Below are 20,698 nucleotides of genomic sequence, written 5' to 3'. Positions count from 1 at the left end.
GCGCCACCACCGGGCACCCTGGCATGCTGTGCGCCGCCGGGGCCCAGACGCCTCCCCCGGTCGCGGACAGAAGCCATGGATGGGGACACATGACAGCGGAAGCCAAGCCGGCATCGCCGCCCCTGACGGAACGGCAGGAGGCCCGCCGTCGTCGCATTCTGCACGCCAGCGCCCAGCTCGCCAGCAGGGGCGGTTTCGAGGCGGTGCAGATGCGTGAGGTGGCGGAGGCCGCCGGGGTCGCCCTGGGCACGCTGTACCGGTACTTCCCCTCCAAGATCCACCTCCTGGTCGCCACCATGCAGGACCAGCTCCAGCACATGCACGGGACGCTGCGCAAGCGCCCCCCGGCCGGGGACGACGCGGCGGCGCGCGTCGCCGACACCCTGATGCGGGCGTTCCGCGCGATGCAGCGCGAACCGCATCTGGCGGATGCGATGGTGCGTGCGCTGACCTTCGCGGACCGCAGCGTCAGTCCCGAAGTGGACACCGTCTCGCGGATCACGACGGCAATCATCCTGGACTCGATAGGGCTCCAGCACCCGACGCCGGAGCAACTGTCGGCGGTCCGCGTCATCGAGCACACCTGGCACTCGGCGCTGATCACCTGGCTGTCGGGGCGGGCGTCGATCGCCCAGGTGAAGATAGACATCGAGACGGTGTGCCGGCTGATCGACGTGACGACGCCGGACGCCCCCTGAGGGCCGGTCGGTCTTAGCCGCGGACAGCCCCTGGCGGACCCACCCCGGGGCGTCACCTGTCGACCACATACCCCTCACATCTCGGTGCCGGGCGCCCTCGAATCTCTCCTAGCATGTACCTGACCAGCACCGATGGAGAGGAAGACATGGCTGACGCGTCAGGTATAGCAGGCGGCACGCCGGGCGGGCAGAACCCGGGTGTCCACCCCGGGACGGCGCCGGGGTACGGCGTTGGCGCCCAGGCCCCTTACGGCTACGGGTACCCCCCGGGCGCCCCCCTGCCCACCGGCAAGGCGACCGCCTCGATGGTGCTCGGCATCGTCGGACTGCTGCTCGTTCCGATCGTGGCGCCCATCATCGCCCTGTGCCTGGGTATCTCGGCCCGCCGCATGGCGGACCGGGGCGAGGGCGGCGCCCGCGGCCAGGCGACCGCCGGAATGGTGATGGGGATCATCGGCTGCGTGTTCGCGGGCTTCGGGTTCGCCGTGGCCACGGTCCAGGCGATCTGGTACTGACGGGACCGCCGCCCAGGCGGTTTCCCCGGCGCCGACGGGGTGTTGACGGGGCGCGTCCTGCGGGCCGCGCCCCCTGCCCCCGGCTCCGGCCCATGTGCGGCCCCCACATGTGCACCGCCTCAGGTGGGGGCCCCTGCACCATGTCGACGGCGGCGCGGGGTTCATACGGTTCGGCGACATCACAGGAATCCCGCCGAGGAGCCGGTCACCATGCGTCGCAGAGCCACAGGCACCGTCCACCACCGCAGATCCCTCTCCGCACTCGCCACGCTGGCCGCCGCCGGCGTCCTGCTGACCGGCTGCACCGCCGCCGGCAAGGCGGGCGAGACGGACACCGCGCCCGGCAAGGGCGCGAAGAACCAGACCGTCGACGTGGGGCTGGTCTACTCCCGGACCGGGCTGCTCGCGGCCTACGGGAAGCAGTACCGCGACGGCTTCATGGCGGGTCTGGACTACGCGACGAAGGGCACCGGCAAGGTGGCCGGGCACCGCATCGAGGTCACCGAGCAGGACGACGCGGGCGACCCCGGCAAGGCGGTCGCCGCGGCGAAGAACCTGATCGGCAAGGGCTACAAGGTACTGGCCGGGACCACGGACTCCGGGGTCGCCCTGCAGATGGCGCCGCTCGCCGCGCAGAACAAAGTGCTGTACGTCAGCGGGCCCGCCGCCACCGACGCCGTGACCGGGATCAACGACTACACGTTCCGCTCCGGCCGGCAGTCCTACCAGGACATCCTCACCGCCGGGGCGATGCTCGGCGGGGCCGAGGGCAAGAAGGTCACCGTGCTGGCCCAGGACTCCACGTTCGGCCAGGCCAACGTCGCCGCGGTGAAGGCCGTGCTCGGCGGCCAGGGCGCGAAGGTGGGTTCCGTGCTGGCCCCGCCGAGCGCCACGGACCTGACCCCGTTCGCCCGGCAGGTGAAGGCCGCCGGTCCCGATCTGGTCTTCGTCGCCTGGGCCGGTTCCACCGCCCCCGCGCTGTGGACCGCCCTGGACCAGCAGGGGGTGCCGAGCGCCTCCAAGGTGGTCACCGGGCTGGCCGGGACCGCCTCGTACCCGGTCTTCGGTGCGGCGGGTTCCAAGGTCTCGTTCCTGGCGCACTACTTCCCCGGCGCGGGCGGCGGCAACGCCGTGGAGAAGGCCATGCTGGACGCGGTGGCCAAGGCGGGCGGCACCCCTGATCTGTTCACCCCCGACGGCTTCACCGCGGCGCAGATGATCGTGCACGCCGTGGAGGAGGGCAGCGCCACCGATCCCGCCGCCATGGCGAAGGCCCTGGAGGGCTGGAGCTTCGACGGGGTGAAGGGCAGGGAGCAGGTCCGCGCCGAGGACCACGCGCTGCTGCAGCCGATGTTCGTGGCGAAGCTGACCGGGAAGGGCGCCACCGCGAAGCCGGCGCTGGTGACCACCGAGCCGATGGACAAGGTGGCGCCGCCCGCGAAGCCCTCGGCGGGCTGACCGGTGGCAGCACCTGACATCACGACGGATCACGGGAGCGCGGCGCACTCCGCCGCCCCCGTGCTTCAACTGGCCGGACTGGGCTGGGGCGTCGGCGGGGCGACCATCGTCGAGGACATCACCCTGGATGTCCGCGAGGGCGAGTTCCTGGCCTTCATCGGCCCCAACGGGGCCGGCAAGACCTCGCTGTTCAATCTGATCAGCGGGCTGACGACGGCCACCTCGGGCACCGTCGCGCTGGACGGTGCGGACCTGACCGGCCGTCCCGCGCACGTCCGGGCCCGGCGCGGGATCGGCCGGACGTTCCAGACGTCCAGCCTCTGGCCGGGGATGAGCGTGGCCGACCACGTCCGACTGGCCGCCCAGGCCGCCGGGGGCGGCTCGTACCGCGTGTGGCGGCGCGCTTCCCCGTACACCGACGAGGTGCGCGGCGTGCTGGAGCGCACCGGACTCGGCCACCGCGCGCGGGCGCTGGCGTCCGAGCTGTCGCACGGCGAGAAACGGAAGCTGGAACTGGCGGTGCTGCTCGTGGGCGAGCCGCGGCTGATGCTGCTCGACGAACCGATGGCCGGGGTGAGCGCGGAGGAGGTCCCCGCGCTCACCGAACTGATCCGCACCCTGCACCGGGACGAGGGCCGCACCGTCCTCATGGTCGAGCACCACATGGACGTACTGCTGGGGCTGGCCGACCGGCTGGCCGTGATGCACCACGGCCGGCTGCTGGCGCTGGACACCCCCGAGGCCGTGACCGCCGACCCGACCGTGCAGCAGGCCTACCTCGGGGAGGGACTGTGACGACGGAGACCCTGCTCGCCGTACGGGACCTGCGGGTTCTCATCGGCGGACGGCACATCCTGCACGGCGTGGACCTCGATGTCGCCCGCCACGGGGTGACCGCGCTCCTCGGCCGGAACGGCGCCGGGAAGACCACGACCGTGCGCGGCATCCTCGGCCTCGTCCCGCGCACCGGAAGCGTCCGGCTCGACGGTGAGGAGACCGTGGCGCTGCCCACCCACACGCTGGTGCGGCGGGGCATCGGTTACGCCCCCGAGGACCGCGGCATCTTCGCCGGACTGACCGTGGCGGAGAACCTGCGGCTGGCCGAGCGGCGCGGGGCGGGTGCGCCCGCATACCCCCTCGTCCATGAGCTCTTCCCCGAACTGAAACGCCGGGAGCGCCAGTTGGCCGGGACGCTGTCCGGCGGGCAGCAGCAGATGGTCGCCATCGGACGCACTCTCCTCAATGGAAACCGGCTGATCATCGCGGACGAACCCACCAAGGGTCTGGCGCCCAAGGTGGTCACCGAGGTCGCCGAGGTGCTGGAGCGGGCCGCCGAGGCGGTGCCGGTGCTGCTCGTGGAGCAGAACCTCGCCGTCGTACGGCGCCTCGCCGCGCACTGCACGGTGCTCGCCGACGGCCGGACCGCCCATCAGGGACCGGCCGGTGAGCTGCTGGGCGATGCGGAGGCGGCGCGCCGGCTGCTGGGCGTGGGGCACGGTCCGGCCGCCCACGTGCCTTCCCGGAACGCGGAGGAAGATTCCTGATGTCCACCCTTGTGCTGCTCACCATGACCGGACTCGGTCTGGGGGCGCTCTACTTCCTGATCGCGTCGGGGCTTTCGCTGATCTTCGGTCTGATGGACGTGCTCAACTTCGCGCACGGGGCGCTGCTCTCCATCGGCGCGTACGGCACCTGGTGGGCGGCGTCCGGCAATCTGCCGGGCGCGGGCCCCGGCGGTGCGGGCTTCGTCCTCGCGGTCCTGTTCGGTACGGCGGTGGGCACCGCCGCCGCGGTGCTGCTGGAGCTCACCGTCGTCCGCCCGCTCTACACCCGGCCGCGCGAGCAGGTGCTCGCCACGGTCGGGGTGGGGCTCGCCGTCCCGGCGCTGCTGTCGGGCATCTGGGGTTCGGACGCCCGGACCTTCCCCGGGCCCGAGGCACTGTCCGGCACGTTCTCCCTGGTGGGCGCGGACGTCCCGGTCAACCGGCTGGTGCTGATCGCGGCGGCGGTCGTGGTGCTGATCGCGCTGCGGCTCTTCCTCGGACGGACCCGGCACGGACTGGTCGTACGGGCGGGGGTCGAGGACCGGGCGATGGTGACCGCGCTCGGCATCGACGTCCGCAAGGCGTTCACCCTTGTCTTCGCGATCGGCGGCTCGGCCGCCGCGCTCGGCGGGGCGCTCGGCGGGCTGTACTTCGGCTCGGTCGACCCCCGGCAGGGCACCTCGCTGCTGATTTTCGCGTTCGTCGTGGTCGTCACCGGGGGCATGGGCTCGGTGACCGGCGCCGCCGTGGCGTCCGTCGTGATCGGCCTGGTCCAGCAGTTCGCCAACTACTACACCGCAGCGGGCCTCGGCGACCTGGCCGTCGTCGTCCTGCTCGCCGCGCTGCTGCTCGTACGGCCGCGCGGACTGACCGGGAGGCTCGCGTGAGCACCGTGACCGGGACACCCGACCGCACGAGCGGAACACCGGCGGCACCGTCCGACGCACCGGTGCGCGCGAACACGGCGCGGCTGCTGCGCTGGTGGCCGGCCGTGGTGCTGGTGCTGCTGATCGTCGCGCCGTACAGCGCCCTGCCGTTGCCGGGGCTGCTCGACGGCCCGCTGGGCAGTCCGGGCAGCCTGCAACTCCTCGCCACCTGCCTGTTGTTCGGCGCCCTGGCCACCGGCTACGACCTGCTGCTCGGCCGGACGGGGCTGCTCTCCTTCGGACATGCCCTGTACTTCGCGGCGGGCAGCTACGTCACCAACACCATCATGCTGGAGGCCGGACTGCCGTTCGCCGTCTCCGCGCCGGTCGGCGTCTGCTTCGGGATCGCGCTCGCAGTGGTGCTGGGATCGGTGAGCCTGCGCGTCACCGGCATCGGCTTCTCCATGGTGACGCTGGCCTTCGCCCAGGCGGGCTCGATCCTTGTCTCCCGCAACCCCGGCGGCTTCACCGGCGGCGAGGAGGGCCGGGCCGCGCCCGCCGAACTGCTGCCGTCCGGACTCGTGGGCATCGAGCACACGGCGAACCTGTACTGGGTCGCGCTCGGCTATCTCGTCCTCACCCTGGCCGTCGTCCACTGGGCGGTCCGCTCCCCGACGGGGCGGGTCTGGGAGGGCATCAAGGAGAACGAGCGCCGGGTGGAGGTGCTGGGGCTGAAGCCGTACGGGTTCAAGCTGACGGCGTTCGTCCTGGCCGGTGCGCTGGCCGCGCTCGGCGGGCTCGTCCATCTGCTGCTCACCGGTGGCTCCACCCCGCAGACGACGACGTCGGACTTCACGCTGTCGCTGCTCGTGATGGTGGTGCTCGGTGGCTCGGGCACCCGCTGGGGACCGATGGTCGGCGGCATCCTCTACACATGGGCCGACCACCGGCTCGGCGATCTCGCCGGATCGGGTGCGGTCGCCGACCTTCCCGCGGTACTGCGGGTACCGCTCTCGCAGCCGCTGTTCCTGCTCGGTGCGGTGTTCGTGGCCGTGGTCCATCTCCTGCCGGGCGGGCTGGCACGGCTGCCGTCCCGGATGCGTTCCGTACTCCGTGCGACCAGTGAGGGCGCACCCGCCCGGAAGGAGGACCGGCGCTCATGACCGTGTACGAGGAGATACGTGTCCCGGTGGCCGGGGGCGAGCTGGCCGCGCTGCGCTGGCCGGCCCGGGAGCCCGGTGCGCCGGTGGTCGTGGCCCTGCACGGCATCACGGCCAACGCGCTCTCCTGGGGCACGGTGGCGCGGCTGCTGGCCGGGCAGGTCACGCTGATCGCCCCGGACCTGCGCGGCCGGGCCGGAAGCTCCGGGCTGCCCGGACCGTACGGCATCGCGGCGCACGCCGATGACATCGCGGCCCTGACCGGGGCGCTCGGCCTGGACCGGGTGGTGCTGGCCGGTCACTCGATGGGCGCGTTCGTGGCGGCGCTGGCCGCCGTACGGCATCCGGACCGGTTCGGTCCGCTGCTGCTCGTCGACGGTGGGATCGGCTTCCCCGCCCCTACCCATCTCTCCCCGGACGAACTGATGACGGCGGTGATCGGCCCTGCCATGGACCGGCTGTCGATGATGTTCCCCGACCGGGCCGCCTATCGGGAGTTCTGGCAGGCGCATCCCGCGTTCGCCGGGGACGTCTGGTCGGCCGAGGTGGACGCGTACATCCAGCGCGATCTGACGGGAGACGAACCGGCGATGCACTCGACGTGCCGGATCGAGGCGGTGCGCACCGACGGGATCGGTCTCTTCGACGACGACGTGCTGTCGGCGGTACGGAAGCTGCCGGTGCCGGCGACGCTGCTGTGGGCGGCGCGCGGTCTGATGGACGAGCCGCAGGGACTGTACGACGAGCAGCGGCTGGCGGCCGCCGACCTCTCCGGCACCCTGCTGGAGCCGGTGGCGGTGCCGGACGTCAACCACTACACCGTGCTCACCGGGGACGCCGGTGGACGGGAGATCGCCACACGACTGGTGGCACTCTCGAACATACCGAGCCCGTGCGATGGTTGAGGACGGAGCGGTAGCCGGCCGACCGGCCGGCTACCGCTCCTGGCCGCCCGACAACAGGTTCAGCCGCAGCGCCAGCTGAAGCTCCAGCGCCCGGTCGGGCTCGTTCCAGTCGTGGCCGAGCAGCACCTGGATCCGGTCCAGCCGCTGCACCACCGTGTTGACGTGGACGTGGAGTTCGTCCTTGGCGCGGATGAGGCTGCCGCCGGAGCCGAAGTAGGCGCTCAGTGTGCGTACGAGGTGGGTGCCGCGCTGGGCGTCGTACCGCAGCAGGGGTCCCAGCGTCGCGGTGACGAAGCCGTCGACATCCTGCGCATTGCCCAGCACCACGCCGAGGAAGCCGAGTTCGTCGACACAGGCGCCTTCTCCGGTACGGCCGAGGACGCGCATGGCCCGCAGGCAGCGGGCCGCTTCGGCGTACGCGGCGGCGAGCTGCCGCGGCCCCCGGGCCGGACCGGTGGCGGCCACCGTGACGGGGGCCTGGACCAGCTGGCCGAGCTGGGCGGCCGCCGCCCGCGCCGCGTCCCCCGCATCGGGTCCGGGGTCCGTGTCTCCCCCGCAGCCGATCAACAGCACCACGGTTCCGGCGTGTTCGGCGCTCACGCCGCGGATGTCCCCGCCGAACAGATAGCGCAGGGCAGCGGCGCAGAGCTTCTCCCGGGCGCCCGCCTCCGCCACGAGCAGCAGATGCGGGCGGTCCAGGTCGATGCCGAGGCGGCGGCCGCGTTCGGCCAGTCCGGCGGGGTCGCGGTCCGCGTCGGTCAGCAGATCGCTGATCAGCTCGCCGCGTATCCGGTTCTCGGTCTCGGCGACCGTGCGTCGCAGCAGCAGCAGCAGGCCGGTGACCACGGCGGCGCGTTCGAAGAGCCGCCGGTCCGAGTCGTCGAGCCGGCCGCGCTGGTGCAGGACCAGACTCGCCAGGAGTTCCTGCCCGGCGAGCACGGCGCAGATCCACCGGCCGTCGCGGTGCACGGCGCGCGCTCCGGTACGGGACTCCTCGGCGGTCTCGACCAGCCATCCGGCATCCATGGAGTCGGCGGCGAGCCCCGCGCCGTCGGGCCGGACGGCCGCCAGCGGGCGCCCGCCCGGGTCGTGGATGGTCAGCGGGGAGTCCAGCAGCCCGGCGACGGCCGCCGCGACGTCCTTGACGTCACCTCCGCGCAGCACCAGGTCGGTCAGCCGGTCGTGCGCCTCCTCGGCCCGCTGCATGGCGGCCGAGTGCTCGCGTACCGCCGCATTCGCCTCCGCCAGCTCGGCGTTCGCCCCGGCGAGTTCGGCGAGGGCGGACCGGGTGTCGGCGAGGGCGCGGGCGGTGTCGATCGCGATCGCGGCGTGCGCGGCGAGCGAGCAGAGCAGGGCGACCTCGTCGGGGCTGAAGACGCGGGGTGCGCGGTCGGCGGCGAAGAGGACGCCGATGACCTTCCCCGTACCGCCGCGGCTGGAGCCGAGGAGCAGGGGCACGCCCAGGATGGCGACGAGCCCCTCGTCGAGGACCCCGGCGTTGATGTTGCGGGTGTGGCGGAAGCGGTCGTCGGTGCGGTAGTCGGGGGTGGCGTACGGGCTCGCGGTCTGCGCGACCAGGCCGCCGAGCCCTTCGCCGAGTTCCAGCCGCAGCCGCTGGAAGAGGAGCGACACCGACCCGTCGGTCACCCGCATGTAGGTGTCCCCTGCCTCCTCGTCGGGGAGCGTGAGATACGCCGTGTCCGTGCCGAGCAGCATCCTGGCCCGCCGGACGATCGCCTTCAGTACGTCGTCCAGATCCCGGGAGGCGGCCAGATCGCCCGCGGTGTCGAAGAGCGCGGTGAGCTGGAGCTCGCGGCGCCGGTGCTGGCGCAGGGCGCCCCTGATCCGCAGGGCGGTGGCAGTGGCCGCCTCCACCTCGGCGAGTTCGCCCGCGGGCACACCGGCCGCCCGCGCCTGGGAGGAGACGGCTCCCAGCGCCTCGGCGGGGGCGTCCTCGGCCAGCAGGTCGAGGAGGAGGCGCAGGTGGGGCGCGGCAGAGGGGGTGGGTGCAGACATGGGCGGCCATCGTTCGTCGGGAGGGGCGGGGAGCCGGGAGGGTCAGTTGGCGGTCCAGCCGCCGTCCATGGAAAGGGAGGTGCCGGTGATGTGTGAGGTACCCGGTCCGCACAGCCAGAGCACCGCCCCGGCGACGTCCTCGGGTTCGATGAGGCGCTTGATGGCACTGCGTTCCAGCATCACCTTGCCCACCACCTCCTCCTCCGTGATGCCGTGGGTACGGGCCTGTGCCGCGATCTGGTTCTCGACCAGGGGCGTGCGTACGTAGCCGGGGTTGACGCAGTTGCTGGTCACTCCGTGCGGTGCTGCTTCCAGGGCGACCACCTTGCTGAGTCCCTCCAGTGCGTGCTTGGCCGATACGTATGCCGATTTGTACGGGCTGGCGCGCAGCCCGTGGACGGACGAGATGTTGACGACGCGCCCCCAGCCGCGTTCGTACATGCCGGGCAGGGTGCGGCGCAAGATGCGGAACGGTGCTTCCACCATGACGCGGTGGATCAGGGCGAAGCGGTCCGGCGGGAATTCGTGCACGGGGGCGACGTGCTGGAGCCCTGCGTTGTTGACCACCAGGTCCGCGTCGTCCGGCAGGGAGTCCACCGCCTCGGGCACGGACAGATCGACGACCCAGGCCGTTCCGCCGATCCGCTCCGCCAGTTCTTCCGCCGCGTCGGCTGCCTTGTCCACGACGTACACATGGGCGCCCGCGGCGGCGAGAGCCTGCGCGCAGGCCTGTCCGATGCCACTCGCCGCACCGGTCACCAGGGCGGTGCGCCCGACGAGGGACCGGTCTGCGGGCGGGGGGACGGTGAGCGGGGCGGGCCCGGGTTCCGGGCGCTGGGGAGTCTCCATGGTCGTCACCGTAAGGAGGCGGAAGCCGACGTCACACGGGGTCGGTGCACACACCGCCGCGGGTCTGCATGGTGCCGGCGTACATGGTGCGGGGCGAGGGGCGGAGGCCGTCAGCGCCTGTCGTCGGGTCCGGTCCGGGCCCGGGCCCGACGACGGGCACTCAGACCGACCGGCAATTGGGGGTGGGTGAAGAGTCCGTCGCGTACCGCCGGCTCGTGCCCCGGTCCGAGGTCAGCCCGCCGCCTCCACCGCCCGTCGTGCCTCGGCCACCACTTCGGGGTCGGTAACGAAGTGGGTGTCCTGATCGGCCGACGCGCCCCCGGCGCCGAGTGGTATCCACTTGCCGCCGCGCCGGGGCAGCGCCCTGGCCTTGGCGGAGAGGTGGACAGCGGCGACGCCGGCTGACGTCAGGGCCGGGATGTCGGCGGGGCGCACGCCGCCGCCGGCCATCACCTGCACCCCGGGTGCGGCGGCGGTCATCGCGGCGATCGCCGCCAGCCCGTCGGCCGCGGCGGGAGCGCCGCCGGAGGTGAGGACCCGGGTGAGTCCGAGTGAAGGCAGCAGTGCGGCGGTGGCCACCGGGTCGGCGGACTGGTCGATGGCGCGGTGCAGGGTGATGTCCACCGGGCGGCCCGGGGCGCGGGCCGCTTCGGCGAGCCGGGCGACCGCCACGGTGTCCAGGGCGCCGTCGACGGTCAGCGCGCCGATCACCACGCCGGAGGCACCGGAGGCGATGACGGACCGCACCTCGGCGGCCATGAGCGCGATCTCCTCCGCGTCATGGACGAAGTCGCCGGGCCGGCACCTGACCAGTACCTGTACCGGCAGCCCTTCCGCGGCGACCGCCTCCACCAGGGCTGCCGACGGGGTCAGGCCGCCCAGCTCCAGGGCGGCGCAGAGTTCGACCCGGTCGGCGCCGTGCTCCCGGGCAGTCCGGGCGCCGGCCGGTGAGGTGACGGCGATCTCCAGGGCGGGGCGCGCGGTCACTCGTCGTCCCCGGTCAGCGGCTGGTCGGAGGCGGAGATGATGCGGGCCGACAGATCCGGGTCGGCCATCTCGCGGTCGAAGGGAAACATCGGGCGGCGGATGCGGTGGTGGCCCAGGCGTACCAGGTTCTGGTCCACACCGCCGGGGGTGAGTGCCATCTTCCACCCGACCGACATGTCGAAGAGTTCGGGCTCCAGGTAGCCGATCTTCACGATCACGATGTCGGCGCCTCGCGGGTCGAGGTCCAGGTCGGTGAAGTCGTGCTCGTGGTGGTAGGGCTTGCGAAGCTCGGTGAGGATCGCGTACACGCTGCCGACCCGGATCACGACCTCGGTCCGGGCGTCGCGGTCGCCGTGCCGGATGGCGTGCACCGTGCCGGTCAGGGTGACCGGGCCCGCGTGCCGGTCGTCCACCTCGGCGCCGGCGGTGACCGTGACGGTGGCGCCGACACCCGCGGCGACGGCGGTCTCGACGGCGGCCGGTCCCGGCACCGAGGCGTAGATGACGGTCGGACCGTCGTCCTTCCGGAACTCCGGGCGGGCCAGCAGCCGGGTCAGGCCCCAGGTCACATCGCCGGCGCCCCCGGCGGTCGGGTTGTCCCCGGTGTCGCTGATGAAGTACGGGCGCTGGTCGGAGTCCAGGGCCTCGTCCAGGATGCCGTCGAAGGTGCCGGTCGGGGCGACGAAGTCGAAGTCGCCGCGGGCCTTCCAGAAGCCCTGGGCCAGGCGCTCGGCACCGGCCGAGACGGCGCCCCGGTCGGTGCCGGTGACCACCACCACGGCGCGGTTGCGCGGTTCGTCGGCCCAGGCGTAGCCGACCCATATCGCGGCGTCGATCACGCCGTCCATGGCCTCGACCTCGTCCACGGCCGCGTACACGCTCCTGGCCGGCTCGATCCGGGTGGAGGTCTGCTCGCCGGCCAGCAGCACCGGCACCGGCACCCAGGCCTTGACCGGGCGGGGCGCGCCGGAGGCCAGCAGGTCCACCAGGTTGCGGACGGCCCGCTCCTTGGTCTCCATGTGGTCCTCGTGCGGGGCCATCCGGTAGCAGGTGATCAGGTCGCTGCCGTGGGCGAGTTCGCGGGAGACGTTGCCGTGCAGGTCCATCGAAGTGGAGATGATCACGTCGGGGCCGACGGTGGCGCGGATGCGCTCCAGCAGCACCGCCTCGGCGTCGTCGATGCCCTCCACGGTCATCGCGCCGTGGATGTCGTACCAGAGGCCGTCCGGCCGGGGCAGCGCGGCGAGCCGTTCGATCAGCTCGTCGGTCAGCTCGGCCCAGGCGGCGGCGGTGACGGTGCCACCCGGCAGCGACTTACCGACCAGGGCGCCGTGCCAGTCGGCCGCCTCGCGCAGTTCCTCACCGGGGGCCAGGAAGGGGTAGCGGTCCAGCACCTCGGCGCCGCGCGAGGGGTGGAAGGCGGCGGCCTGGGTGCGAGCGGGGGAGAAGGTGGACGACTCGATGCCGAGTCCGGCGATGGCTATGACCGGGCGGGCTGCGGCGGTGCGGGATTGCGACATGGCTCCTCGTAGGGGTGGGGCGTCAGACGTGACGGGGTGCTGGGGCGCGGAACCGGTCGGCGGCGCCGGCCTCGCTCAGGGCACGGGCCAGGGCGCGCTGCAGGGCGAACTGCCCGGCGCCGACCAGTCCGGCGTCGGCGCCGAGGCTGGCCCGCTCGATGGTGAGGTGTTCGGTGACGAGCGGGTGGCAGCTCTCGTAGAGCTGGCTGCGCACGGCGGCGACGAACGGTTCCAGGGTGGAGACGATGCCGCCGAGGTAGACGGCGTCCGGATTGAAGAAGTTGACGTTGGCGGCGAGCACTTGGCCGAGGTAGTCGCCGGCCTTGCGGACCGCGCGGGTGGCCAACGGGTCTGCGTCGATGGCGAGTCGGGCCACGTCCTCGGGGCTGCTGACGTCGGCCCCGCGCTCGCGCAGGATGCGGACCAGGGCGGCGCCGGACGCCACGGTTTCCAGGCAGCCGGTGTTGCCGCAGGAGCAGGGGATGTCGGCGCCGGCGTCGATCCGGATGTGGGTGATGTCACCGGCCGCGCCGGTGGCGCCCCGGTAGAGGCGTCCGTCGGCGATGACGCCGGCGCCGATCGCGGAGCCGATCTTCACCATGATCGTCTGCCGGTGCTCGGCGGGCCGTACGGTGTGCTCGCCGACCGCCATGCAATTGGCGTCGTTGTCCACGGCGGCCGGGACGCCGAAGCGTTCCTCCAGCCAGGCGGTGACCGGGAAACGGTTCCAGCCCGGCATCCGCGACGGCCGGACGACCGACCCCGACGCGATGTCCACCGGCCCGGGCAGCGAGAGCCCGACCCCGCGCAGTCGGCCACGTCCGCGCTGCTCGGCCAGCGCCTCCAGGGTCTCGGCGAGCCGGGGCAGAGCCGCCTCGGGGCCGTCGGCGATCTCGAAGGGGACGGTCGAGACATCGGTCAGACCGCCGCCGGGCAGCACCACACCGATCCGGGCGTGCCGGCCGCCGAGGTCGGCGGCGACCGCGAACTCGTCGTTGCTTCCCAGTCTCAGCACTTTGCGGGGGCGCCCGCCGGTGGAGGACTGAGTGCCCTCCTCGGCGATCAGCCCGCGCTCCACCAGATGGGCCACGGTGAGAGAGATGGTGGAGGCCGCAGCCCCCAGCAGTCCGGCGAGTTCGGCGCGTGACGAGGCCTGGCCCGATGCGACGAGTTCCAGGACCCGCGCGGCGAGGGCTGGAGTGCCTTTCGCGGCCCTGCGGTCCCATGCACTTATTTCAGTCATGTACGAAGTAACTTCCGCAACGGTGTGTGTGGCGAAGACGATACGCCCGCGCTCGGCGCGGGGGAACAGCCTCGCGAAGGAAGTAGGCCCTACCTGAAACCTATTTAATCCACCCAAATACCCCCAACGGGGAGGGGTGATCGAGGCGAGTGGACTTTTGTCGGAGGTGCAGTAACTTACTTGTTACTAATTCTTGTTTGTTTCTTCGGTGTGTCCGGCGTTAGCTGTCGTGAACGCAGTGCCGGTCCCGGACATACGGGTCCTTTCACTCTGAGGAGAGTCATGTTCCTTGCTCACACGGCGAACAGCCGCCGCTGGGCCCTTGTCGCGGGCGCCGCTGTCACCGCGGGTGCTCTGCTGACCGGTTGTTCCGGGGGCGGCACCTCGTCGTCGTCCGCCTCCGGCTCGCCGGACACCATCAACTACGCGCTGCCGGCCAACTTCACGCCGAACTGGATCCTCCCGGTCGGCACCGCCGCGCACCTGAACACCAACAACTCCTCCATATCCCAGTCCCTCTGGGAGCCGCTGATCGCGTACGACGGCTCCACCGGCAAGGTCGGCTGGAACAAGGACAACTCGCTCGCCACCGCCGCCGTCTTCGCCAAGGACAGCAAGAGCGTCACGATCACGCTCGGCGACCGGCACTGGAGCGACGGCAAGCAGATCACCTCCCGCGACGTGGAGTTCTGGTTCAACCTGGTCAAGGCCAACAAGGCCGACTGGGCCAGCTACAGCCCGGGCAAGGCGCCGGACAACTGGACCTCGCTGAAGATCGTCGACAACACGCACTTCACCATCACCTTCGACCAGGCGTACAACCAGCAGTGGATGCTCGCCAACGAGTTGAGCATGATCCGCCCGATGCCGCAGCACGTCTGGGACAAGACCAGCGACTCGGGCACGGTGTCGGACCTCGACCGCACCGCCGCGGACGCCAAGAAGGTCTGGGCGTACCTGAACAACACCGCCAAGAAGATCTCCGGTTACGCCACCGACCCGCTCTGGAAGACGGTCAGCGGCCCGTACACCATCAAGTCGTTCTCCACGGCCGGCAAGGTCCAGCTGGTGGCCAACGCCAAGTACGACGGCGGAGGCAAGGCCAACATCAAGACCGTGAACCTGCTGCCGTTCACCACCACGGACGCCGAGGAGAACGCGCTCCGGGCAGGCACGGTCGACTACGGCTACATCAACGCCACCAACCTCAGCCAGGAGTCGTCCTTCGCCGCCAAGGGCTACACGGTGAAGCCGTGGTCCGGCTGGGCCATCACGTACATGCCCTACAACTTCAACAACCCCGCCATGGGCGCGGTGTTCAAGCAGCTCTACGCCCGCCAGGCGATCCAGATGTCGGTGGATCAGACCACCCTCTCCAAGGTCGTCTTCAACGGCACCGCGGTCTCCACCTACGGCCCGATCCCGCAGGGCCAGAGCTCGTCCTTCATCTCGTCGGAGCAGAAGAACAACCCGTACCCGTTCTCCACCGCCAAGGCGAAGCAGCTGCTGACCGGCCACGGCTGGACCGAGCAGAACGGCACCATGGTGTGCACCGCGCCGGGCACCGGCGACAACCAGTGCGGCGCCGGCGTGGACAAGGGCACCAAGTTCCAAATGCAGGTGCTCTCGCAGTCCGGTTCGACCGTGACCGACAACATGATGAGCGCCCTGCAGTCGTCGTTCGCCAAGACCGGCATCGACTTCACCATCAAGACCGCCCCGGTCAACTCGGTCCTCTCGCAGGCCGGCCAGTGCAAGGCCGACCAGGCCGGCTGCAAGTGGCAGCTGTCGTTCTTCGGCACCGCGGGCAGCTGGTACTTCCCGGCCTACCCGAGCGGTGACTCGCTCTTCGCCACCGGCGGCGGCTCCAACTTCGGCAGCTACTCCAACCCCGCCGTGGACAAGCTGGTCACCCAGACGACCACCTCCTCCTCCGACGAGGCGGTGCAGAAGTACAGCGCGGCCCTGGCCAAGGACCTCCCGGTCGTCTGGCTGCCGGAGCCGGACTACCAGGTCTCCGTGATCAAGAAGGGCCTGGGCGGCTTCGCCCAGGACTCGCTCGCCAACTTCCACCCCGCCATGTGGAAGTGGACGACCAAGTGAGCCCGGCCGGTGACCACGCGTACCACTGAGCCGAAGCGACCGGAAAACACATGAGCACTTCCTCGTACCTGATCAGGCGGGTCCTCCAAGCCGTCGTGGTGATCGTCATCGTGACGATCGTGGTCTTCGGTCTGCTGCACGCCCTGCCCGGGGGTCCCGCTCGCGGGATCCTCGGCCCGCAGGCCACAGCGCAGCAGATCGCGTCCTTCAACCACGAGCAGGGCCTCGACAAGCCACTTCCCGTGCAGTACTTCTACTACCTGAACCAGCTGCTGCACGGCGACCTCGGAACCTCGTACACCCTCAATGAGCCGGTCTCCCAGCTCATCACCGAGCGGCTGGCCAAGACCCTGCTCCTCACCGCCCTGTCGGCGATCGTCGGCCTCGTGCTGGCCATCCCGCTGGGCATGTGGCAGGCCGTCCGGCGCAACAAGCCGGTCGACTACGTCATCACCACGCTGAGCTTCATCGCCTACTCCACGCCCGTGTACTTCCTCGGGCTGATCCTGGTGCTGGTGTTCAGCCAGGCGCTGCCGTGGTTCCCGTCCCAGGCCCCGCAGGGGGACACGCTCGCCCAGGTGTTCTCCGAACCGCAGGCGCTGGTGCTGCCGGTCATCGCCGGTGCCGCCTCGATGATCGCGGTGTTCAGCCGCTACATGCGGGCGGCCACCCTGGAGAACCTCTCCGAGGACTACGTCAGGACGGCGCGGGCCGGCGGTTCCCGCTCCCGCGCCATCCTGTGGCGGCATGTGTTCCGCAACTCGCTGACGCCGGTGGTCGCCATGCTCGGCTACTACGTGCCGGTGCTGTTCGGCGGCGCCCTGGTGGTCGAGCAGCTCTTCAACTACCCCGGTATGGGGCTGCTCTTCTGGACCGCCGCGCAGTCCTCCGACTACCCGGTGCTGCTGGGCTGCGTGCTGGTCATCGCGGCCGCCACGGTGGTCGGCACGCTGCTCGCCGACATCGTCCAGCGGATCATCGACCCCCGAGTGAAGGCAGGCCGGGCATGAGCGCCGTCATCCAGCCGGGCCAGGTGCCCGGCACGGCCACCGCCGCCGCCACGGCGTCCGGCTCCCGGCTCGCCGTCCGGCGCTTCCTGCGCAACCGGCTCGCCGTGGTCGGGCTCGGCGTCGTGGTCTTCTTCTTCCTGCTCTGCTTCGTCGGTCCGCTGGTGTACTCCACCGACCAGACCCACACGATGCTCCAGCAGGTCAACCTCGCCCCCAGCGGCTCGCACTGGCTCGGCACCGACGCGGTCGGCCACGACGAGCTGGGCCGGCTGATGTACGGCGGCAAGGTGTCGCTGATCGTCGGCCTCGCCGCAGGCATCCTGGCCACCGTGATCGGCACCCTGTGGGGCGCCGTCGCCGGCTACGCGGGCGGCTGGGTCGACGCGGTCATGATGCGGATCGTGGACGCGGGGATCGCCATCCCGGCGCTCTTCATCCTGCTGGTGGTCTCCGCCATCACCACCCCGGGCCTGACCGGACTGATCGTCATCCTGGGCTTCGTCTCCTGGCTGGTGCCGTCCCGGCTGATCAGGGCCGAGACGCTCACCCTGAAGAACCGCGACTACGTCCTGACCCTGCGGGCCATCGGCGGGACGCACGCCCGGGCGATCACCCGGCACATCCTGCCGAACTCGGTCTCGACCATCATCGTCGCGGCCACCTTCCAGATCGCCGACGCCATCCTGCTGGTCGCCTACGTCTCCTACCTGGGCCTGGGCGTCCAGCCGCCGGCCACCGACTGGGGCGGCATGCTCTCGGCCGGTCTCACCGCCGCCTACTCCGGCTACTGGTGGCTCATCCTGCCGCCGGGCCTGGCCATCATCCTGGTGGTGTGGGCGTTCAACGCGATCGGGGACGGACTCCGCGACGCATTCGACGTGAGGGGACGCGGATGACCGCCACCCAGGGCTCCGCCGCCCCGCAGGCCGGGCCGATTCTCGAACTCGACGACCTCGGTGTCGTCTTCACGACCGAGACCGGCGAGGTGCCGGCCGTCCGGGGTGTCTCCCTGCACGTCCGCCCCGGCGAGACGCTCGCCCTGGTCGGCGAGTCGGGTTCCGGCAAGTCCACCATCGCGCTGGCCGCGATGGGCCTGCTGGCCGGCAACGCCCGTGCCACCGGCAGCGCCACCATCGCCGGCAACCAGGTGGTCGGTGCCCGTGAGGCCGACCTGGCGGCGCTGCGCGGCCGGACCGTCTCCATGGTGTTCCAGGAGCCGGCCACCGCGCTCGACCCGCTCACCCGGATCGGCAGGCAGATCGCCGAGGTGATCCGCAACCACCGCAAGGTGTCCGCCAAGGAAGCCGCCGCCGAAGCCGTCGAACTCCTCCGCAAGGTCGGCATCCCGGAGCCGGAGAGGCGGGCCACCGCCTACCCCTTCCAGCTCTCCGGCGGACAGCGCCAGCGGGTGGTCATCGCCATGGCCATCGCCAACGAACCGGCCCTGCTGATCGCCGACGAGCCGACCACCGCGCTGGACGTCACAGTGCAGGCCGAGATCCTCGACCTGCTGCGCCGGCTCGCCGTCGAGACCGGCACCGGCGTCCTGCTGGTCACCCACAACATGGGCGTGGTCGCGGACTTCGCCGACCGGGTCGCCGTGATGTACCACGGCGAGATCGTGGAGACCGGACCGGTCGAGGACGTACTGCTCCGCCCGTCCCACGAGTACACCGAGCGGCTGCTGGCCGCGGTGCCCCGGCTGTCGGTCGCCGAGGCGGGCCGACCGGCCGCGCCGGCTGCCGCCGTCCGCCCGGACACTGAGCCGGTGGTCGAACTCCGCGACATCTCCGTGGTGTTCGGCCATGGCAAGGGCGCCGTGCGCGCCCTGGACGGGGTCTCGCTCGCCGTCCACGCCGGGGAGACCCTGGGCCTGGTGGGCGAGTCGGGCTCCGGAAAGTCCACCGCGTCCCGGGTCGCGCTCGGTCTGATCCCGCCGAGTTCCGGCACCGTCTCGCTGTTCGGCAACGACCTGGGCCGCACCCGGTCCCGGGCCCGCCGGGCGCTGCGGGCCGGTATCGGCGTGGTCCTCCAGGACCCGGTGGCCTCGCTGGACGCCCGGATGACGGTCGGCGAATGCGTCGCCGAGCCGCTCAGGGTGCACCGCCGCGAGCTCTCCGCCAAGGACCTCCAGAGCAAGGTCGCCGCCGTCCTCGACCGGGTCCGGCTGCCGCGTGAACTCGCCCGGCGCGCCCCCCGGGAGCTGTCCGGCGGTCAGCGCCAGCGGGTCAGCCTGGCCCGCGCCCTGGTCCTGGAGCCCCGGCTGCTGGTCGCCGACGAGCCCACCAGCGCGCTCGACGTGAGCGTGCAGGAGGCGGTGCTCGAAGTGATCTCCGAGCTCCAGCACGAGCTGGGCTTCGCCTGTCTCTTCGTCTCCCACGACCTGGCCGTCGTACAGCACTTCGCGCAGCGCGTCGTGGTGATGCGGGCCGGCCGGATCGAGGAGCAGGGCCCCACCGGGGCAACCCTGCTGCACCCGGAGACCGACTACACCCGCCGGCTGCTGGCCGCCGTGCCGGTGCCCGACCCGGTGATCCAGCGCGGCCGCAGAGCCGAACGTCTGGCCACCCTCGCGGCCGGCCGGACGGAGGCCCAGGTATGAGCTTCCGTGACCGTACGCTCTTCGCCGGAGTGGACATCGGCGGCACCACGACCCAGGTGGTGGTCTGCGCCGAGGACCTGACCGTACTGGACCGCGCGGAGGTGGCGACCCCGGCGGCCGACGGCGGCCGGGCCATGATCGGCGCGGCCCTGGGCGCGCTGGCCCCGCTGCTGGAGCGCACCCCCGGCCGGCTCGCCGGTTGCGGGGTCGGCGCGGCCGGCGTGGTGGACTCCGCCACCGGCCGCATCCTGGTGGCCAGCGACTCCTTCGTCGGCTGGGCCGGCTTCGCGGTGACGGACGCCGTCGAGGAGGCGCTGGGCGTCCCGGCGTTCCTGGACAACGACGTCAACGCCTTCCTCTACGGGGAGGTGTCCGGCGGCGCCGTGCGCGGCGAGTCGGACGTCCTCGGGATGACGCTGGGCACCGGGGTCGGCGGCGCGCTGTGGACCGGCGGCGCGCTGTTCGCCGGGCCGCACGGCGCGGCCGGCGAGATCGGGCACATCCCCGGCTTCGGTGATCTGCTCTGCTCGTGCGGCGGCCGGGGCCATCTGGAGACCCTGGCCTCCGGCCGTTCCATCGGCGCCCGTTACGCGGACCGCACCGGCCGCCGGCTGACCGCCCGCGAGGTCGCACAGGCCGCCGACCACGGTGACCAGGACGCCCTCGCGGTGTACCGGGCCGCCGGTGCCGGGATCGCCCAGGCGATCGTGATGACAGCGGGCGTCGTGGACATCACCACAGTGGTGGTCGGCGGCGGGGTCAGCCACGCTTGGCCCCTGCTGAACCCCCTCATCCTGGCGTCGCTGGCCGCCGACCCGCCGGTCAGCGGCCACCCTGTCCGGCTGGTCAGGGCTGCCCTGGGGGCCGACGCCGTACCGGTCGGCGCCGCGGCACGGGCGCGACAGGAACTCGCGACGAGGATCGAAGTCTGAGGAGACCGGTCGCGGGTCCCGCACCTACGCTCCGATGCTGCCGATCCTGAATACGCTGCGGCATCGGAGCGGAGCACGCGAAGCAGCAGTACGGCTCCGACGGGCGGCGGTTGTACGTCACCGGCCTGTCGGCGGGCGGCGGGATGACCGCAGACCTGCTGGCCGCCTACCCGGACGTGTTCGCGGGCGGTTCCGTGGCCTCCGGCCTGCCCGCCCAGTGCGCCACCAGCCAGGCCGCCGCCTCCGGCGGCCCGACGGTCCCGCATCGGGCCGCACCTCGCGCTCGTGTT

At 71.9% G+C, this 20,698-nt stretch carries 18 protein-coding genes and 1 pseudogene; 14 read left to right on the top strand and 5 right to left on the bottom strand.

The features are described from left to right. The first annotated feature begins 89 nt into the window (after positions 1-89). The 8 genes from OH809_RS29880 (at position 90) to OH809_RS29845 (ending at position 7,146) form a co-directional block, all read left to right on the top strand. Entirely contained in the window at positions 90-698 is a 609-nt protein-coding gene (locus OH809_RS29880; protein ID WP_406515887.1) for a TetR family transcriptional regulator, read from the top strand. A 146-nt stretch (positions 699-844) separates the two neighbouring features. After that, entirely contained in the window at positions 845-1,213 is a 369-nt protein-coding gene (locus tag OH809_RS29875) for a DUF4190 domain-containing protein (protein WP_406419013.1), read from the top strand. A 210-nt stretch (positions 1,214-1,423) separates the two neighbouring features. After that, entirely contained in the window at positions 1,424-2,671 is a 1,248-nt protein-coding gene (locus OH809_RS29870; protein ID WP_406419014.1) for a substrate-binding domain-containing protein, read from the top strand. 3 nt (positions 2,672-2,674) lie between these two features. Beyond that, positions 2,675-3,466 carry an ABC transporter ATP-binding protein gene (locus OH809_RS29865; protein WP_406515886.1) on the top strand — a complete coding sequence of 264 codons (792 nt, stop codon included), beginning with the start codon at positions 2,675-2,677 and terminating at the stop codon, positions 3,464-3,466. Further along, entirely contained in the window at positions 3,463-4,215 is a 753-nt protein-coding gene (locus tag OH809_RS29860; RefSeq protein WP_406515885.1) for an ABC transporter ATP-binding protein, read from the top strand. Before OH809_RS29865 ends, OH809_RS29860 begins: the two co-directional genes overlap by 4 nt. After that, positions 4,215-5,102, top strand: coding sequence for a branched-chain amino acid ABC transporter permease (locus OH809_RS29855; RefSeq protein ID WP_406515884.1), 888 nt, complete (start codon positions 4,215-4,217; stop codon positions 5,100-5,102). Before OH809_RS29860 ends, OH809_RS29855 begins: the two co-directional genes overlap by 1 nt. After that, positions 5,099-6,244 carry a branched-chain amino acid ABC transporter permease gene (locus OH809_RS29850; protein WP_406419022.1) on the top strand — a complete coding sequence of 382 codons (1,146 nt, stop codon included), beginning with the start codon at positions 5,099-5,101 and terminating at the stop codon, positions 6,242-6,244. Before OH809_RS29855 ends, OH809_RS29850 begins: the two co-directional genes overlap by 4 nt. Beyond that, complete coding sequence (locus OH809_RS29845) at positions 6,241-7,146, top strand: alpha/beta hydrolase (RefSeq protein WP_406515883.1); 906 nt, start codon at positions 6,241-6,243, stop codon at positions 7,144-7,146. Before OH809_RS29850 ends, OH809_RS29845 begins: the two co-directional genes overlap by 4 nt. Positions 7,147-7,176: 30 nt before the next feature. Here the strand turns inward: OH809_RS29845 and OH809_RS29840 are convergent, their stop codons facing one another. The 5 genes from OH809_RS29840 to OH809_RS29820 all read right to left on the bottom strand — a co-directional run bounded on the left by OH809_RS29840 (position 7,177) and on the right by OH809_RS29820 (position 13,761). Further along, complete coding sequence (locus OH809_RS29840) at positions 7,177-9,162, bottom strand: helix-turn-helix domain-containing protein (protein ID WP_406515882.1); 1,986 nt, start codon at positions 9,160-9,162, stop codon at positions 7,177-7,179. A gap of 42 nt (positions 9,163-9,204) precedes the next feature. Beyond that, positions 9,205-10,011 (bottom strand): 3-hydroxybutyrate dehydrogenase, encoded by an 807-nt coding sequence (locus OH809_RS29835; protein WP_406515881.1) that lies wholly within the window; start codon positions 10,009-10,011, stop codon positions 9,205-9,207. Positions 10,012-10,242: 231 nt separating this feature from the next. Beyond that, positions 10,243-10,998, bottom strand: a complete 756-nt coding sequence (locus OH809_RS29830; RefSeq protein WP_406419029.1) for a copper homeostasis protein CutC — start codon at positions 10,996-10,998, stop codon at positions 10,243-10,245. Next, entirely contained in the window at positions 10,995-12,518 is a 1,524-nt protein-coding gene (locus tag OH809_RS29825) for a M81 family metallopeptidase (protein WP_406515880.1), read from the bottom strand. Before OH809_RS29825 ends, OH809_RS29830 begins: the two co-directional genes overlap by 4 nt. A 22-nt stretch (positions 12,519-12,540) precedes the next feature. After that, positions 12,541-13,761, bottom strand: a complete 1,221-nt coding sequence (locus OH809_RS29820; protein ID WP_406419033.1) for an ROK family protein — start codon at positions 13,759-13,761, stop codon at positions 12,541-12,543. A 282-nt stretch (positions 13,762-14,043) separates the two neighbouring features. On the opposite strand from OH809_RS29820, the gene OH809_RS29815 reads away from it, so the two are divergent. The 6 genes and pseudogenes from OH809_RS29815 to OH809_RS29790 all read left to right on the top strand — a co-directional run. Then, positions 14,044-15,864 (top strand): peptide ABC transporter substrate-binding protein, encoded by a 1,821-nt coding sequence (locus OH809_RS29815; protein ID WP_406419034.1) that lies wholly within the window; start codon positions 14,044-14,046, stop codon positions 15,862-15,864. A 50-nt stretch (positions 15,865-15,914) separates the two neighbouring features. Next, a complete protein-coding gene (locus OH809_RS29810; RefSeq protein ID WP_406419036.1) occupies positions 15,915-16,874 on the top strand; it encodes an ABC transporter permease in 960 nt (319 codons plus the stop codon). Next, positions 16,871-17,770: an ABC transporter permease gene (locus OH809_RS29805; RefSeq protein WP_406419038.1), complete on the top strand. Its 900-nt coding sequence runs from the start codon at positions 16,871-16,873 to the stop codon at positions 17,768-17,770. The genes OH809_RS29810 and OH809_RS29805 overlap by 4 nt, the downstream gene beginning before the upstream one ends. Continuing rightward, entirely contained in the window at positions 17,767-19,476 is a 1,710-nt protein-coding gene (locus tag OH809_RS29800) for a dipeptide ABC transporter ATP-binding protein (RefSeq protein WP_406419040.1), read from the top strand. The genes OH809_RS29805 and OH809_RS29800 overlap by 4 nt, the downstream gene beginning before the upstream one ends. Further along, the gene (locus OH809_RS29795) at positions 19,473-20,408 is read left to right on the top strand and encodes an ROK family protein (RefSeq protein ID WP_406419041.1); all 936 of its coding nucleotides are present in this window, start codon (positions 19,473-19,475) and stop codon (positions 20,406-20,408) included. Before OH809_RS29800 ends, OH809_RS29795 begins: the two co-directional genes overlap by 4 nt. Positions 20,409-20,479: 71 nt before the next feature. After that, positions 20,480-20,698: pseudogene (locus OH809_RS29790) on the top strand (PHB depolymerase family esterase); the annotation flags it as partial.

Source organism: Streptomyces sp. NBC_00873 (genome assembly GCF_045207415.1).
Taxonomy (GTDB): domain Bacteria; phylum Actinomycetota; class Actinomycetes; order Streptomycetales; family Streptomycetaceae; genus Streptomyces.
Note: the sequence above shows the minus strand (reverse complement) of the source record. Positions and strands in the feature narration are given on the sequence as shown.

What these genes read in the sequence shown, in the direction of transcription:
- OH809_RS29875 (WP_406419013.1), top strand. Translation starts at nt 845, where the DNA reads ATGGCTGACGCGTCAGGTATAGCAGGCGGCACGCCGGGCGGGCAGAAC.
- OH809_RS29825 (WP_406515880.1), bottom strand. Translation starts at nt 12,518, where the DNA reads ATGTCGCAATCCCGCACCGCCGCAGCCCGCCCGGTCATAGCCATCGCC.
- OH809_RS29840 (WP_406515882.1), bottom strand. Translation starts at nt 9,162, where the DNA reads ATGTCTGCACCCACCCCCTCTGCCGCGCCCCACCTGCGCCTCCTCCTC.
- OH809_RS29820 (WP_406419033.1), bottom strand. Translation starts at nt 13,761, where the DNA reads ATGACTGAAATAAGTGCATGGGACCGCAGGGCCGCGAAAGGCACTCCA.
- OH809_RS29835 (WP_406515881.1), bottom strand. Translation starts at nt 10,011, where the DNA reads ATGGAGACTCCCCAGCGCCCGGAACCCGGGCCCGCCCCGCTCACCGTC.
- OH809_RS29855 (WP_406515884.1), top strand. Translation starts at nt 4,215, where the DNA reads ATGTCCACCCTTGTGCTGCTCACCATGACCGGACTCGGTCTGGGGGCG.
- OH809_RS29870 (WP_406419014.1), top strand. Translation starts at nt 1,424, where the DNA reads ATGCGTCGCAGAGCCACAGGCACCGTCCACCACCGCAGATCCCTCTCC.
- OH809_RS29805 (WP_406419038.1), top strand. Translation starts at nt 16,871, where the DNA reads ATGAGCGCCGTCATCCAGCCGGGCCAGGTGCCCGGCACGGCCACCGCC.
- OH809_RS29815 (WP_406419034.1), top strand. Translation starts at nt 14,044, where the DNA reads ATGTTCCTTGCTCACACGGCGAACAGCCGCCGCTGGGCCCTTGTCGCG.
- OH809_RS29810 (WP_406419036.1), top strand. Translation starts at nt 15,915, where the DNA reads ATGAGCACTTCCTCGTACCTGATCAGGCGGGTCCTCCAAGCCGTCGTG.
- OH809_RS29845 (WP_406515883.1), top strand. Translation starts at nt 6,241, where the DNA reads ATGACCGTGTACGAGGAGATACGTGTCCCGGTGGCCGGGGGCGAGCTG.
- OH809_RS29800 (WP_406419040.1), top strand. Translation starts at nt 17,767, where the DNA reads ATGACCGCCACCCAGGGCTCCGCCGCCCCGCAGGCCGGGCCGATTCTC.
- OH809_RS29880 (WP_406515887.1), top strand. Translation starts at nt 90, where the DNA reads ATGACAGCGGAAGCCAAGCCGGCATCGCCGCCCCTGACGGAACGGCAG.
- OH809_RS29795 (WP_406419041.1), top strand. Translation starts at nt 19,473, where the DNA reads ATGAGCTTCCGTGACCGTACGCTCTTCGCCGGAGTGGACATCGGCGGC.